Below are 12,956 nucleotides of genomic sequence, written 5' to 3'. Positions count from 1 at the left end.
ATGGGGAAAATCCAAGAATTATCCGAACGCTTAGCCAATCAGATCGCGGCCGGCGAAGTTGTTGAGCGCCCAGCATCGGTAGTCAAAGAATTAGTCGAGAATGCGATCGATGCAAAAGCTACTCAAATCGATATTTTAATTGAAGAGGCTGGATTGAAAAAAATTCAGATCGTAGATAATGGCGAGGGGATCGGTCAAGACGACGTGGAAAACGCGTTTAAACGTCATGCGACTAGTAAGATCCATAACCGAGATGACTTGTTCCGAATTCGGACGCTAGGTTTCCGCGGCGAAGCATTGCCGTCGATCGCCTCTGTTTCTGAAATGACTTTGGAAACGGCCACCGCTGATGAGTCGCAAGGATCTTACCTCTTTTTAAAAGGCGGCAAGATCGAAGAACAGCGTCCTACTTCTTTGCGGACAGGGACGAAAATCACGGTGGAGAACTTGTTCTTCAATACGCCTGCCCGTCTGAAATACGTCAAAACACTTCAAACCGAATTGTCGAATATCGGGGATATCGTGAACCGAATGGCCTTGAGTCATCCGCAGATCGCCTTTCGTCTCGTTCATGACGGACATAAGATGCTGAGCACCAGCGGCAGCGGTGATATGAAACAGACGCTTGCCGGCATCTATGGAGTTGCGACAGCGAAAAAAATGCTGAAGGTCGAAGCCAAAGATTTGGACTTTACGCTAAATGGCTATGTCTCGCTGCCAGAGGTAACGCGGGCGAGTCGTAATTATGTGTCCGTGATCATCAACGGCCGCTATATCAAAAATTACGCCTTAAACAAGGCAATCGTTCAGGGCTACCAATCAAAACTAATGGTTGGCCGTTATCCGATCGCGGTGCTTGAGATCACGATGGACCCCTTATTGGTGGATGTGAACGTGCATCCAACCAAGCAGGAAGTTCGTTTATCGAAAGAAAAGGAATTGATGGAGCTGATCAGTCGAGGAATCGCGGAAAGCCTGCGTCAAATCAACTTGATTCCGGATGTGGGTGAAAATCCAAGCTTTAAACGAAAGGTCGAAAAAATTCAAACCGAGCAATTGGATTTGCCGCTAGAAGAACAGCCAAAGAAAAAAAGCGATTTGAATTATGATCCGAAGACCGGCATTTTTTACGTTGAGCTGAAAGAATCGGAGACCATCGAAACGCAGGTGCCTTTGAAGGAAGAAACCGTCAAAACAATGTCTGTCCCGCTGGAAACCGAGCAGGAGCAGGTTTCGGTCGTAGAAGAAACACCCGAACAGCTGCCAGAAGAACCTCCCGCAGTTGAAACGGTTGAAGACGAGGTCTTTGAAGAACCTGCTAGTTCCGATCATCCTGAGTTCGATCTAAGTACGGCATCCGGTGAAAAGGTGATCGAGAAAGCTATCACGAAACTGGAGCAGGAGCAGCCGAAAGAACGGTTTCCAATGTTGGAGTATTTTGGTCAAATGCATGGGACATATTTGTTTGCTCAAAGTAAAGACGGGTTATACATCGTCGACCAGCACGCGGCGCAAGAACGGATCAAGTATGAATACTTCCGGGAAAAAATCGGGGACGTTTCTGACGATTTGCAAGAATTATTGGTGCCTTTCGTGTTGGACTACCCCAGCAACGATGCCATCAAGTTGAAAGAACAGATGGAATTATTGCATGAAGTTGGGATCTATTTAGAAGAATTCGGACCGAATAGTTTCATTGTGCGGGCACACCCAACGTGGTATCCGGCTGGACAAGAGGAAAGTATCATTCGGGAGATGATCGATATGCTGCTGATCACCGGTTCTGTCAGTGTCAAAAAGTTCCGTGAAGCGACAGCAATCATGATGAGCTGCAAACGGTCGATCAAAGCCAACCATCATTTGAATGAAGCGCAGGCAAGGGTCCTATTAGCGGATCTCGCCAAGTGCGAAAATCCATTTAATTGTCCCCACGGCCGACCTGTGCTGATTCATTTCAGCAACAGCGACATGGAGCACATGTTCAAACGAATCCAAGATCCACATTAGTGAGATAGGAGCAGAGTTATGACAGTTATTTTAGCTTCACAATCCCCTCGACGCCAAGAATTACTGCGCTGGCTGATTACTGATTTTGTTGTTCAGCCGGCTGACATTGACGAAGAAGTCAAAGATCAATACATGCCGACAGATTATGTGATGGAAATGGCGCGGCAAAAAGCGGCCGCCATTGCAGATGAATATCCTGAAGACTTGGTGATCGCTAGCGACACCGTAGTGGTACTAGAAGAACAAATCCTAGGCAAACCCAAAAGCCGTGAAGAAGCATTCGGCATGCTGAAGAGCATGAGCGGCGGCAGTCATTTGGTTTATACGTCTGTCGTGATCTGCCAAGAAGAGCAGGTTGCTGAAAAGTTAACCTCTGCCAAAGTCACGTTTTATCCGCTGACCGACGCCGAAATTAATCGCTACCTCGACAGCGATGATTACAAAGACAAAGCCGGGGCTTACGGTATTCAAAACGGTGCAGGTGTCTTCGTTGAAAAAATCGAAGGCGACTACTACAGCATCGTCGGATTTCCGGTAGGTGCAGTGAATCAGATGCTGAAAGATTTTGACTATTAAATGCCGAACATTAGCTAGTCATTTCATAGTCATAAAAAGAGTCTACATTTTAAGTGATCAAAAGTTGGAAATCCATCTTTTGATCACTTTTCTTTTATTCTATTGTAAAGTTTAGAACCTTATAGCGTTGAAATGATGTTAATGTTCCTGTTCCGATTATTATTGAAGCGGAAACGAGTATGAAAATGTCAAATTGTATTATGCGAAATCTCAAAGTATAATATAGAAATTATCATAATCATGGTGAAACAAAGGAACTAAATCGATACGAATTAAACGACAGGAGAGGGACTATTGATTAGAATTGCCATATGCGATGACGATTTAAGCTTCTTAGATAGTTTTGAACGTCTGCTAACTAGATCATTTGCAGACGTGGGACAGCGGCCGATGATTTCAAAATTCTCTGAGGGAAAAAGCCTAATTAAAAAAGTGGAAAAGGAAAATCAAATCTTCGATATCATATTTTTAGATGTTGAAATGCCGGGAGTGCACGGTTTTATAGTCGCTCAAAGACTGCGTGAAGTGAGCCCGCCATTTATCTTAGTATTCACGACATATATTGAGAATCAATCGCGGGAGGGCTATCTTTATGGGGCGTTTCGTTATGTTTTTAAGAATAATCTTGAGGATGAAATCAGCGAGGCGGTAGCAAGTATCATAAGTAAATTAGATAATTGGACTGATAATCAAGAAGAGATCACTTTAAAATGCAGAACTTCAGGGGTTCTTGAAAATGTAACAATGAAGAAAACAGATATTGTTTTCCTTCAGACAGAAAAAACGAGACGGGTCACCTTGAAAACGACATATTCGGAATACGAATTGTTAGTCAAGCCTTTATCAGAATATGCCGAACTACTTGATCCATCAGTGTTCGTTCCCATTATGCGTAGCTATCTTTTGAATTTTAACCACGTAGAGGCCATTGAAGCTGGTTCATTCATACTTACCGGAGGTTTGACGGTTCCCTTGGGTATCAAGCGCGAGGCGAGGAATGCGTCAATGGAAAAGTATTTAAAGTTTCTAGAGGAGCGTATTTGATCTATGAATATATTATTTAGTGGAGCTATCGAATTTCTATTTTTATTCCTAATCACTTGTTTGCAAACGCTTTTTTACTCTAGAGTACTCGGATTAAGTCAGAAATGGAGAGGAGTGCGGCTAGCTCTTGCTGTTTTATTCATTGCCATTTTCGAGACTGCATTGCAGTTGGTGGCAATGAATATCGCGCTTTGGCTAAGTCTTTTGTTTTTGGGTGTAGTCATTTTGTACCCAGTATTTTTTATGAGTGGTAGCTTTAAGGAACGTCTCTTCTTTGGAATTGTAAATTTAGCAATAATTATGATTTCAATACTGTTAACTAATAATATATTGTTTCCAGAAGGATTGGTGCAGAGTGCATCGGAAATATCATGGAGAACGCTATTGCCTTGTGCGTTGATGTTTATTATATACGGCGTGTTGGCATTAGCTATTGCTCACTTGAAAACAGAAGGTAGACGCTACATATCTCGTCAACATTGGACAGGCTTGATTGTCGGTTTTTCTGGCATTTTTTTGGGATTATCAGTCATTCAATATTTCAATAGAATGGAGAATTCCAGAATGATTCGTGTTTATCTAACGATATTCTCGATCGGACTTTTAGTTATTTGGCTGCTGACCTACTTTATTTTCTATTTTATTTGTCGATATTACTCTAAGATTATCGAGACAAACACATTGCTTATTCAAAACGAGATGATTGAACGGTATATGTCGAGAAAACAAGCAGCGGATGAACGGATTAAAGTATTAAGTCATGACTTAAAGCATAGTCTTATCCAGTGGCGCTTACTTGCCGAAGAGAAAGGAAAAGGAGACGCACTTCAGGATATTTCGGAATATGAGGAACAGTTGTCTTCTTCTCTGCTGATCAATGTCGAAAATGAAAACGCAAATGCTATTATTAATCAGAAAAAATGGGAGGCCAACCAAACGAAGGTGAATTTTCAAACTGACGGAGTGTTTCATGATGATCTGCTTATAAGCAAACTGGATTTATGTTCATTGTTGGGAAACTTATTGGATAACGCTCTTGAAGCTGCCATGCAAGCAGAAACGGCGACTTTGCGACAAGTTAAACTGGTTATAAGACGTAAAGGGAATCTTTTGATATTAGTAATAGAAAATGGCTATGCGATAGCTCCCATTTTAGAAAAGGGTTACTTTGTAACACACAAGAAGGATAAAAATAGTCATTCTATCGGTATGCACAGTATTGCAAACGTTGTTGAAAAGTATGATGGTGTTCTCAAATATTCGTATGGAGATCACTGGTTCAAGTCAACGATCATGTTACGCGGGTATAAAACCGTACTTTCAAACGAAAATTGAACTTTCGCGCAAGAACGCGCACAGGGGGAGCGCAGTCGTTTACTATTTAATAGTTAGCACTGTAGTTTGTGCTATTTCGATTTCTAAAGCGGGAGGATTTAAAATGAAATTTATTATCGTCGGGTTACTCATCATACTTGTAATTGCAATTATAGTGTTGGCAATCACTTTTACTCGAGAAGGGGCAGTAATTAAAAGTGGTGCAATTTCGAATGGAATGTCCTATGTGAAGAATGATATGTGGTCAACACACGCGAGTAAAATCAATGGATACTGTAGAGTTGATAAGAAATTTACTTCAACTGATCTTGCTAATTTTCGTGTAAACAGTTCCAACATCGGAGGAGAGATTTTTCTGATACTAATACAAGGTGATATAGAAAAAAAGATTGAAATTTCAAAGGAATTTAACAATAAAATAGATATGAACGCATTTGAGGCAGGGCGCATAAGATTGCGCTTAGAGTTTGAACAAGCCAAAGACTTAAAGGTTTTCATAACTTGGGCATAACAGGTCATCCAATATCAGAATTAACGAAATTTTTGAGTACGTACAATCCCATATTTGAGTGCAAGCCGTGAAAAAGAGCTAAGCATCCTGTGAGCAAAATCTTCGTTTCTTTTCCCCATCGGGCGTATGCTTAAGCTGTTCAAAGAAATCTTGAAAGTGGGGAAAAATGATGGATCAAGAAGAATTGAAACAGAAACTTTCATCAATGGAATACGCGGTGACTCAAGAAAATGCGACCGAGCGTCCGTTTTCTGGCAAATATGATGATTTTTATCAAAAAGGCATCTATGTGGATGTCGTCAGCGGCGAACCGTTATTTTCTTCTAGCGCTAAATATGATGCCGGCTGCGGCTGGCCTGCTTTTAGTCGTCCGATTGAAAAACGCGGGGTCGCTGAAAAAGCTGATTTCTCTCACGGGATGCACCGAGTAGAGGTTCGGAGTAAAGAAGCCAATTCCCATCTCGGACACGTATTTAACGACGGCCCGCAAGACCAAGGCGGCTTACGCTATTGCATCAACTCCGCAGCATTACGCTTTGTTCCATACGAAGAAATGGAAGAAGCCGGTTACGGCGAATATAAAGAGCTCGTAAAGTAAGATGTGCCGCTTCGCCGGCGCATCTTTTTTGCGAGTTCTGCTTTTCGCAGGTTACCAAGCTTGAGCGCAAATCATGGTTTTTATCCATATAAGAACCAAGCAGTTTAGCAGAATCGTATGCGTGATGAGGATAAGAAACTTTTTCGTTCTTTGAAAAAGTTCATTCCTTAAACCGAAATAGCTGCGAGTTTTTTATTAGTGTTTACCAAGCTTGAGCGCAAATTCTAGTCTTTATCCATATAAGAACCAAGCAGTTCAGCAGAATCACATACACAATGCCCCTCACACGAAACGGCTCTATCTTTACTCTCTGCATTTCATTAAAATAAGTCAGCTTTCAGAAAATGTATGAAATTCTGACAAAACTTGGAGCGAGACGGTTCTTTTTTTCGCTATACTAGAAACATCCTATTTTTAGAAAAGGCGATATCTATGAAAATGTTTAAAGAATTAAGTTTGTTATTACTATATTCCATCATTGGGGAAGGGTTGCGGATGTTTTTCCATTTGCCGGTTCCGGGAAGTATTATCGGTATTTTGCTCTTATTTATTTCTTTCCAAACCAAAATTTTAAAACCGTCGGCGATCGAAGACACAGCAAACTTTTTATTGAATCATTTGACGATTTTATTTGTACCGGCTGGTGTCGGTTTGATGCAATACTATGGCGCCATTAAATATACTTGGCCAATTTTATTGGGCACTGTTGTTGTGTGTTCTCTAGTTTCACTTGTTGCTGTCGGAAAAACAGCGGAGTTAGTTGAAAAAATCGGCATGAAGAGTCGCGAAGAAAAAGCACGTTTAGTTGAAAAAGTTGAGAAGATACGAGGTGACGCGGATGATATCAGCGCTGGCGAATAACCCGCTTTTTGGATTAGCACTTACATTGCTGATCTATATCCTAATGGAAAAACTTTTGAGTAAGGTCAATATTCCTTTTATCAATCCATTGATCGCAAGTGTGGTCATTATCATCGTCTTGTTAAAATTCAGCGGAATCAGCTATAAGGATTACAATATCGGCGGTAATCTATTTACGATGATGATCACGCCTGCAACGGTGGCGCTGGCTTTGCCGCTGTATCAAAATTTTGATAAGCTCAAAAAATATTTTTTGCCTGTAGTTTTAGGAACATTGGTCGGAGTGGTGCTCAATTGTTTATTGAGCGTTGGGATCGGCCGGCTGTTTTCATTGAACCGCGGAATCGTAGTTTCTCTTTTGCCAAAATCTGTGACGACTGCGATTTCTGTTGATCTGTCTAGTCAGATGGGCGGGATTTCACCCGTGACATTGGCAATCGTGGTTTCTACTGGGATTTTCGGTGCTTTGGTAGGAACGAAGGTCTTCCAAATTTTTAACATTAAGAGTCCCGTTGCGAAGGGTATCGCTTTAGGCAGTACTTCTCATGCGATCGGTACTGGCCGCGCGATTGAACTTGGTGAGCTGGAAGGAATTTTGGCGGGCTTGTGTATTTGTATCAACGGGATAGCAACCGTGGCCTTGTTGCCGATTTTGTTTCGTTTGTTCGAAGGTCTTTAGTAACTACTCCTTGCGCTCTTTTGCTAAAATAAAGCGTGAAGGGGTTTTTTTATGTATATCAAAGCGGTGGAATTGCAAAATTACGAAAAAGATATTTATTTTGGTGTGCGTTTACTGGAACTGATGGACGATGGACAGGCGCACAAAAAAGGCGATCTAGCTGAAGCAGTGGCGTTAGATACGCGCAGTGTTCAGCGCTTGCTGGAGGAATTGAGTAAGAATTATCGTCGCTTTACTGAAGCGGATTTGCCATTATTTGAAAAAACAGGCAATAGCTACCGCTTGCTGATCGCTAACCAAACAATGGAACAGAATCAGTTTTTGGTTGATTTGATTCGCCATTCCTTGGCCTATCGGTTACTAAGTCTATTGATTGCCGGCAAAGCACGGACGATTAAGGAATTGAGCGATTTGTTGTTTCGCAGCGAGTCCACGATCCGCCGAAAATTGAAGGAACTGCATAAAGAATTGCGGCCGCTGCAGCTAACGATTGAACGCGGGGAGGTCCTTTTTCAAGCCCCCGAGCCTGTCGTACGAATGTATTTGTCCGTCTATTATTGGCGGTTATTCCGAGGAAAGGACTGGCCGTTTGCTCCATTGCAACACGAGCTAGTCGGCACGATCAGTCGAATCATTCAGCGCTTCTTTCAAGTGGATTTAAATCCGATCAAAGAGCAGCGCTTAGAATATCTGGTGGCGGCTCATTTATTACGTGAGGTCCAACACTATTCTTTAGATGAAGAATTAGAAAGTCAGAAAATGCTGGCTAACGATCCGCTCTTTAATGATTTCTATCGCCAATTGAAACCAGCCATGCCAGCTTATTTTCATAAACGCGTCTCTTTAGGAAATCTATTTTTGAATTTATTAACGCGGGAAGAATACTATCACGTTCCCGCTATTACAGAGAAAATCCATTGTTTATTAGCGAAGGAACCGCTCTCGGTGATGGCTGAAGTTGAGGCGATGAATCAGCTTTTAGAAAAGAAAATCAATAATCGTGCAACTTGGAAAAAATTTCAAGCCCTGCAGGCTGAAAATTATTTGATCAGCGGGCATCTGTATCATCGTTTATTTCCAATGATCCGCTTTAACATCAACGGCAAAGCTTTTTGGACGACGATTACACAGCAGCAGCCCAAACTCGTTGCTTTTGTTACTGAGATCTTAGCAGATCAGGGAGGAAGCGAATCAATTTTATTTGGCCGCTACCTGTCTGTACTGCGCCGCTTGCCGGAACTGACGGTGCAGCCTGTGCTGCGAATTTTTTTACAAACGGATCTGCCGGAGTTTGAAGAAACGATTTTAAAAGAAGACTTGCGGCAATTTTTAGCAAATGATTTTCAAGTTGTCTTTACAGAAATTTTAGAAAATAGCGATCTCTGTCTGACGACTAGTCTGCTTGATGATGATGAAGATGTGCCAACGCTAGCGATCACGCAGGAGTTGCAGATGTCCGATTATTTTGCCTTATTACAGTTATTGCAAGGATTCGGCGGTAAGAGTTTTTAACCGCCGCTTTTTGTGCTAGAATAATGAGAACATATGTGCAGTTTGCTAGCACGGCTTTTCGCGTTTTTTATTGTGCCGTTGCTTGGAAAGCAAACTAAAAATGCGGACATATTACATATCAAGAAAGGATCAATCATGTACGAATATATTACAGGTCGTTTGACCTTTATCAGCCCTAGCTATGTGGTGCTGGATGTGAATGGTATCGGCTATCAAATCGCGTTAGGGAATCCCTATCGTTACAGCAGCAAAATGGAGCAGTCCGTGACGATCTATGTACAGCAGATCATTCGCGAAGATGCTCATTTATTATACGGTTTTGAGACTCTGGCGGAAAAAGAACTATTTTTACGTCTGCTTTCTGTCTCTGGTATCGGACCAAAAAGCGGATTGGCAATTATGGCAAATGAGGACCATCAAGGCTTGATCCAAGCGATCGAAGCCGGCGATGTAACTTATTTGACGAAATTCCCGGGCGTCGGCAAAAAAACCGCGCAGCAAATGGTCTTAGACCTAAAAGGCAAGCTGACCGAATTAGTGGAAGATCCAATGTCCTTGTTCTATGAAGGCAATGATGATACAGCTCTGGCCGAAGCGATGGAAGCCTTGCAGGCATTGGGCTACAGTCCGAAAGAAATCAAAAAAGTCGAAAAAGTGCTGGAGAAAGAAACTCTGCAAAATACCGACGATTACTTACGTGCTGCCTTGAAACTAATGATGAAGAAGTAGGAGGACGGATTAAATGGATGAAGAACGTTTACTTTCACCCGATGTAGATGAGAGTGATAAAAGTTTAGAAAAAACATTACGTCCTCGCTATCTTGCACAATATATCGGACAAGACAAAGTCAAACAGGAATTGACGATCTATATCGAAGCAGCGAAAAATCGGCAGGAAGCTTTGGACCATGTCCTGCTTTATGGACCGCCCGGTTTAGGGAAAACAACGATGGCGATGGTGATCGCGAATGAAATGGATGTTCAAATTCGTTCTACCAGCGGACCGGCCATCGAACGTCCTGGCGATCTAGTCGCGATTTTGAATGAGTTAGAGCCAGGCGATGTTCTATTTATTGATGAGATTCATCGTTTGCCGCGCGTGGCGGAAGAGACCCTGTATTCAGCGATGGAAGATTATTACGTGGATATCATGGTGGGACAAGGACCAACGGCACATCCGGTTCATTTTCCGCTGCCGCCGTTCACGTTGATTGGAGCCACGACGCGAGCTGGGATGCTGTCGGCACCATTACGGGATCGCTTCGGGATTATTTCGCATATGGAATATTATGAAGAGACGGATTTACGAGAGATCGTTTTACGCTCAGCAGATATTTTCCAAACGGAGATCGTGGAGGAGGGCGCTGTCGAGATCGCACGCCGCTCGCGAGGCACACCGCGGATCGCCAATCGCTTGTTGAAACGAATTCGTGATTTCGCTCAAGTTCAGTCAGATGGCGTGATTGATCGGAAAGTCGCAGATCAGGCTTTAGGACTGCTGCAAGTAGACGCAGCGGGATTGGATTATATTGACCAAAAATTATTGAAGACAATGATCGAACTGTATCACGGCGGACCGATCGGCTTAAGTACATTAGCAGTCAACATCGGTGAGGAACGTGAAACCGTAGAAGATATGTACGAACCCTACTTGATCCAAAAAGGTTTTATTAAACGGACACCACGGGGGCGCATGGCGACACCGTTGGCTTATGAACACTTCAACTACCCTTATCAAGCATAGAAGGTGAAAAAATGGCGGAAGGAAAAGCGACCAAAGAAACAATTGTCAAAGCGTTAGTCGCGTTGTGCCAAGAAAAAAATTATGACAAAATCACTGTTCAAGATATCAGTCAAAAGGCCTGCTTGAACCGCCAGACATTTTATTATCACTTTAAGGACAAAAATGATCTGCTCCACTACGCCTATTATCGCCGGGGCCTGCAATATTTGGTTTCAGACGAGCTGGCGTTGACGAATTGGGAAGAATCTGTTCTGAAGATGTTAAAGGAAATGCAGATCTGTCATCAATTCTATTTGAATACGGTGACGGCGATCCCCAAAGTATTAACGAAAGAGTTTAATGAACTGGCGAAACGCCTATTTGTACGCCTATTTGATGAGGTTGATCAAGAAGGTGAGCTCTCGCAAACTGACAAGGAATTTTATGCCCGCTTCTTGGCCCATGGCTGCGGCGGAATTTTGATCGACTGGTTACTAGCCGGAGCGGATCAACCGCCAATTACAATTGCGGCACAATTATTTCGTTTTGCTAAGGACATCGAGTTTTTTGCTTATCGCTTATATGAAAAAGACTGGAACGAGCGTTAAGCTCAGTCCAGTCCATTTACGATATATTTGATTGGTTGTTGATTGATTAAGGCAATCGCATTTTTCACAACGATTGCGGCCATTTGGTCGCGTGCTTCTACACTGGCATTACCGATATGCGGAGTCAAGATGACGTTCGGCAGCTCTTTCAACCCTTCAGTAACCTTGGGTTCGAACTCATAGACGTCCAAAGCGGCACCGGTAAGCTGCTGGTTTTTTAAGGCTTGAAGCAGATCACTCTCATTGATTAGAGGTCCGCGTGCGGCATTGATCAAAAGGGCACTGTCTTTCATTTGTTTAAACGCATCGCTGGTCAATAAATGATGGGTGTCCTCGGTTAACGGCGCGTGCAACGTTAAGATATCTGCTTGTTGGATCACTTCAGCCTGTGAATAATAGGTTGCCTGTAATTTTTCTTCTAGTTCAGAAGTTAATGGGTGACGCTGGTTGTAAATGATCTTCATGCCAAAGGCGTTCATCATTTGCGCCAAGGCTTGACCGATCTTTCCCATGCCGATAATTCCCAAAGTTTTATCTTTCAGTTCATGACCTAAGAAAAATAATGGAGCCCATCCGTCAAAGCCTTTGCCGTGCATCAAATGATCCCCTTCAACGATGCGGCGAGATAAGGCGATGATCAAACCAGCGGTCAATTCCGCTGTCGCATTGGTAGAGACTATGGGTGTATTTGTTACATAGATTTTCCGCTCTTTTGCATAAGCGCTATCGATATTGTTGAAGCCTGCTCCGAAGTTCGCGATCAGTTTCAATTTTGGTGCGGCATCGATGACATCACGATCGACTTGGGTTGAAAGCGGACAAATTAAAACTTCACAATCAGCGACGTTTTCGATCAATTCTTCTTTCGAAATCAACCCGTCGCCTTCATAGACCTTATATTCAAGCGCTGCTTCTTTTAATAATTTTGTGCCAAGCTCAGGCAGTTTGGCGGAAAGATAAATTCTACTCATTTACGATCCCTCGTTTCATTTCGATAAATTGACTATAGCACAGGAGGAATGACATGAAAAAGATTCTATTTGTTTGTATGGGAAATATTTGCCGTTCACCGATGGCCGAAGCGGTTTTTCGGGATGCCTTCCAAAAGCGGCAGGATGATAATTTCCAAGTTGATTCAGCGGCCACGAGTCGTTGGGAGGTTGGAAATCCACCCCATCGCGGAACACAGAAACTGCTATCGCAGCATCACATTTCGACCAAAGGAATGCGTGCCCGGCAAGTGACCACCGAAGATTTTTATAATGCCGATTTTATCATCGGGATGGATCAAGAAAATGTCAGCGATCTTCAAGCGATAGCCCCAGATGGCACTGAGAACAAAATCTATTTGTACTTAGACCTTGTTCCCGGTCATACGGGAGAAAGCATCCCTGATCCATGGTATACCGGTAATTTTGAAGAAACCTACGATTTAATTCAAAAAGGTTTAAACGAATGGTTAACTTTTCTGGAAAAGGACTAGATTCCTTGTTTTTTCCCAG

General features: G+C 42.7%; 14 protein-coding genes. 13 read left to right on the top strand and 1 reads right to left on the bottom strand.

What is annotated here, in order from left to right; translation table 11 throughout:
• From mutL to PGP85_RS10915, 12 genes are all read left to right on the top strand, one after another.
• Positions 1–2,007, top strand: a complete 2,007-nt coding sequence (gene mutL, locus PGP85_RS10970; protein WP_270327460.1) for a DNA mismatch repair endonuclease MutL — start codon at positions 1–3, stop codon at positions 2,005–2,007.
• Positions 2,008–2,025: 18 nt separating this feature from the next.
• On the top strand, positions 2,026–2,583 hold the full coding sequence (locus PGP85_RS10965; RefSeq protein ID WP_010741137.1) for a Maf family protein: 558 nt from the start codon (positions 2,026–2,028) through the stop codon (positions 2,581–2,583).
• Between the two features lie 294 nt (positions 2,584–2,877).
• On the top strand, positions 2,878–3,627 hold the full coding sequence (locus PGP85_RS10960; protein WP_270327458.1) for a LytR/AlgR family response regulator transcription factor: 750 nt from the start codon (positions 2,878–2,880) through the stop codon (positions 3,625–3,627).
• A 3-nt stretch (positions 3,628–3,630) separates the two neighbouring features.
• Complete coding sequence (locus tag PGP85_RS10955; RefSeq protein ID WP_270327455.1) at positions 3,631–4,962, top strand: sensor histidine kinase; 1,332 nt, start codon at positions 3,631–3,633, stop codon at positions 4,960–4,962.
• Between the two features lie 103 nt (positions 4,963–5,065).
• Positions 5,066–5,473, top strand: coding sequence for a hypothetical protein (locus PGP85_RS10950; protein ID WP_010741134.1), 408 nt, complete (start codon positions 5,066–5,068; stop codon positions 5,471–5,473).
• A gap of 169 nt (positions 5,474–5,642) precedes the next feature.
• The gene (gene msrB / locus PGP85_RS10945; RefSeq protein ID WP_270327717.1) at positions 5,643–6,071 is read left to right on the top strand and encodes a peptide-methionine (R)-S-oxide reductase MsrB; all 429 of its coding nucleotides are present in this window, start codon (positions 5,643–5,645) and stop codon (positions 6,069–6,071) included.
• Between the two features lie 432 nt (positions 6,072–6,503).
• A complete protein-coding gene (locus PGP85_RS10940) occupies positions 6,504–6,932 on the top strand; it encodes a CidA/LrgA family protein (protein WP_010741132.1) in 429 nt (142 codons plus the stop codon).
• Positions 6,913–7,611 (top strand): LrgB family protein, encoded by a 699-nt coding sequence (locus PGP85_RS10935; protein WP_371198720.1) that lies wholly within the window; start codon positions 6,913–6,915, stop codon positions 7,609–7,611. The genes PGP85_RS10940 and PGP85_RS10935 overlap by 20 nt, the downstream gene beginning before the upstream one ends.
• Before the next feature lie 51 nt (positions 7,612–7,662).
• Entirely contained in the window at positions 7,663–9,123 is a 1,461-nt protein-coding gene (locus PGP85_RS10930) for a helix-turn-helix domain-containing protein (protein WP_010741130.1), read from the top strand.
• Positions 9,124–9,258: 135 nt separating this feature from the next.
• Positions 9,259–9,852 carry a Holliday junction branch migration protein RuvA gene (gene ruvA / locus PGP85_RS10925; protein WP_010741129.1) on the top strand — a complete coding sequence of 198 codons (594 nt, stop codon included), beginning with the start codon at positions 9,259–9,261 and terminating at the stop codon, positions 9,850–9,852.
• A 13-nt stretch (positions 9,853–9,865) separates the two neighbouring features.
• On the top strand, positions 9,866–10,867 hold the full coding sequence (ruvB, locus tag PGP85_RS10920; RefSeq protein ID WP_010741128.1) for a Holliday junction branch migration DNA helicase RuvB: 1,002 nt from the start codon (positions 9,866–9,868) through the stop codon (positions 10,865–10,867).
• An 11-nt stretch (positions 10,868–10,878) separates the two neighbouring features.
• Entirely contained in the window at positions 10,879–11,454 is a 576-nt protein-coding gene (locus PGP85_RS10915) for a TetR/AcrR family transcriptional regulator C-terminal domain-containing protein (protein WP_010741127.1), read from the top strand.
• Between the two features lie 2 nt (positions 11,455–11,456).
• On the opposite strand, the gene PGP85_RS10910 is transcribed toward PGP85_RS10915, so the two are convergent.
• Entirely contained in the window at positions 11,457–12,425 is a 969-nt protein-coding gene (locus PGP85_RS10910) for a 2-hydroxyacid dehydrogenase family protein (protein ID WP_270327452.1), read from the bottom strand.
• A gap of 53 nt (positions 12,426–12,478) precedes the next feature.
• Here PGP85_RS10910 and PGP85_RS10905 point away from each other — a divergent pair, with 53 nt between their 5' ends.
• Positions 12,479–12,937, top strand: a complete 459-nt coding sequence (locus PGP85_RS10905; protein WP_090405131.1) for a low molecular weight protein-tyrosine-phosphatase — start codon at positions 12,479–12,481, stop codon at positions 12,935–12,937.
• Positions 12,938–12,956 lie beyond the last annotated feature (19 nt).

Source organism: Enterococcus malodoratus (assembly GCF_027659535.1).
Classification (GTDB): Bacteria; Bacillota; Bacilli; order Lactobacillales; family Enterococcaceae; genus Enterococcus_A; species Enterococcus_A malodoratus.
This window is presented reverse-complemented; position numbering and strand designations above follow the sequence as displayed.

Bases quoted from the DNA above. Each gene is read 5' to 3' on its own strand.
- mutL (WP_270327460.1), top strand. From the start codon at position 1: ATGGGGAAAATCCAAGAATTATCCGAACGCTTAGCCAATCAGATCGCG.
- PGP85_RS10965 (WP_010741137.1), top strand. From the start codon at position 2,026: ATGACAGTTATTTTAGCTTCACAATCCCCTCGACGCCAAGAATTACTG.
- PGP85_RS10955 (WP_270327455.1), top strand. From the start codon at position 3,631: ATGAATATATTATTTAGTGGAGCTATCGAATTTCTATTTTTATTCCTA.
- PGP85_RS10950 (WP_010741134.1), top strand. From the start codon at position 5,066: ATGAAATTTATTATCGTCGGGTTACTCATCATACTTGTAATTGCAATT.
- msrB (WP_270327717.1), top strand. From the start codon at position 5,643: ATGGATCAAGAAGAATTGAAACAGAAACTTTCATCAATGGAATACGCG.
- PGP85_RS10940 (WP_010741132.1), top strand. From the start codon at position 6,504: ATGAAAATGTTTAAAGAATTAAGTTTGTTATTACTATATTCCATCATT.
- PGP85_RS10930 (WP_010741130.1), top strand. From the start codon at position 7,663: ATGTATATCAAAGCGGTGGAATTGCAAAATTACGAAAAAGATATTTAT.
- ruvA (WP_010741129.1), top strand. From the start codon at position 9,259: ATGTACGAATATATTACAGGTCGTTTGACCTTTATCAGCCCTAGCTAT.
- ruvB (WP_010741128.1), top strand. From the start codon at position 9,866: ATGGATGAAGAACGTTTACTTTCACCCGATGTAGATGAGAGTGATAAA.
- PGP85_RS10915 (WP_010741127.1), top strand. From the start codon at position 10,879: ATGGCGGAAGGAAAAGCGACCAAAGAAACAATTGTCAAAGCGTTAGTC.
- PGP85_RS10910 (WP_270327452.1), bottom strand. From the start codon at position 12,425: ATGAGTAGAATTTATCTTTCCGCCAAACTGCCTGAGCTTGGCACAAAA.
- PGP85_RS10905 (WP_090405131.1), top strand. From the start codon at position 12,479: ATGAAAAAGATTCTATTTGTTTGTATGGGAAATATTTGCCGTTCACCG.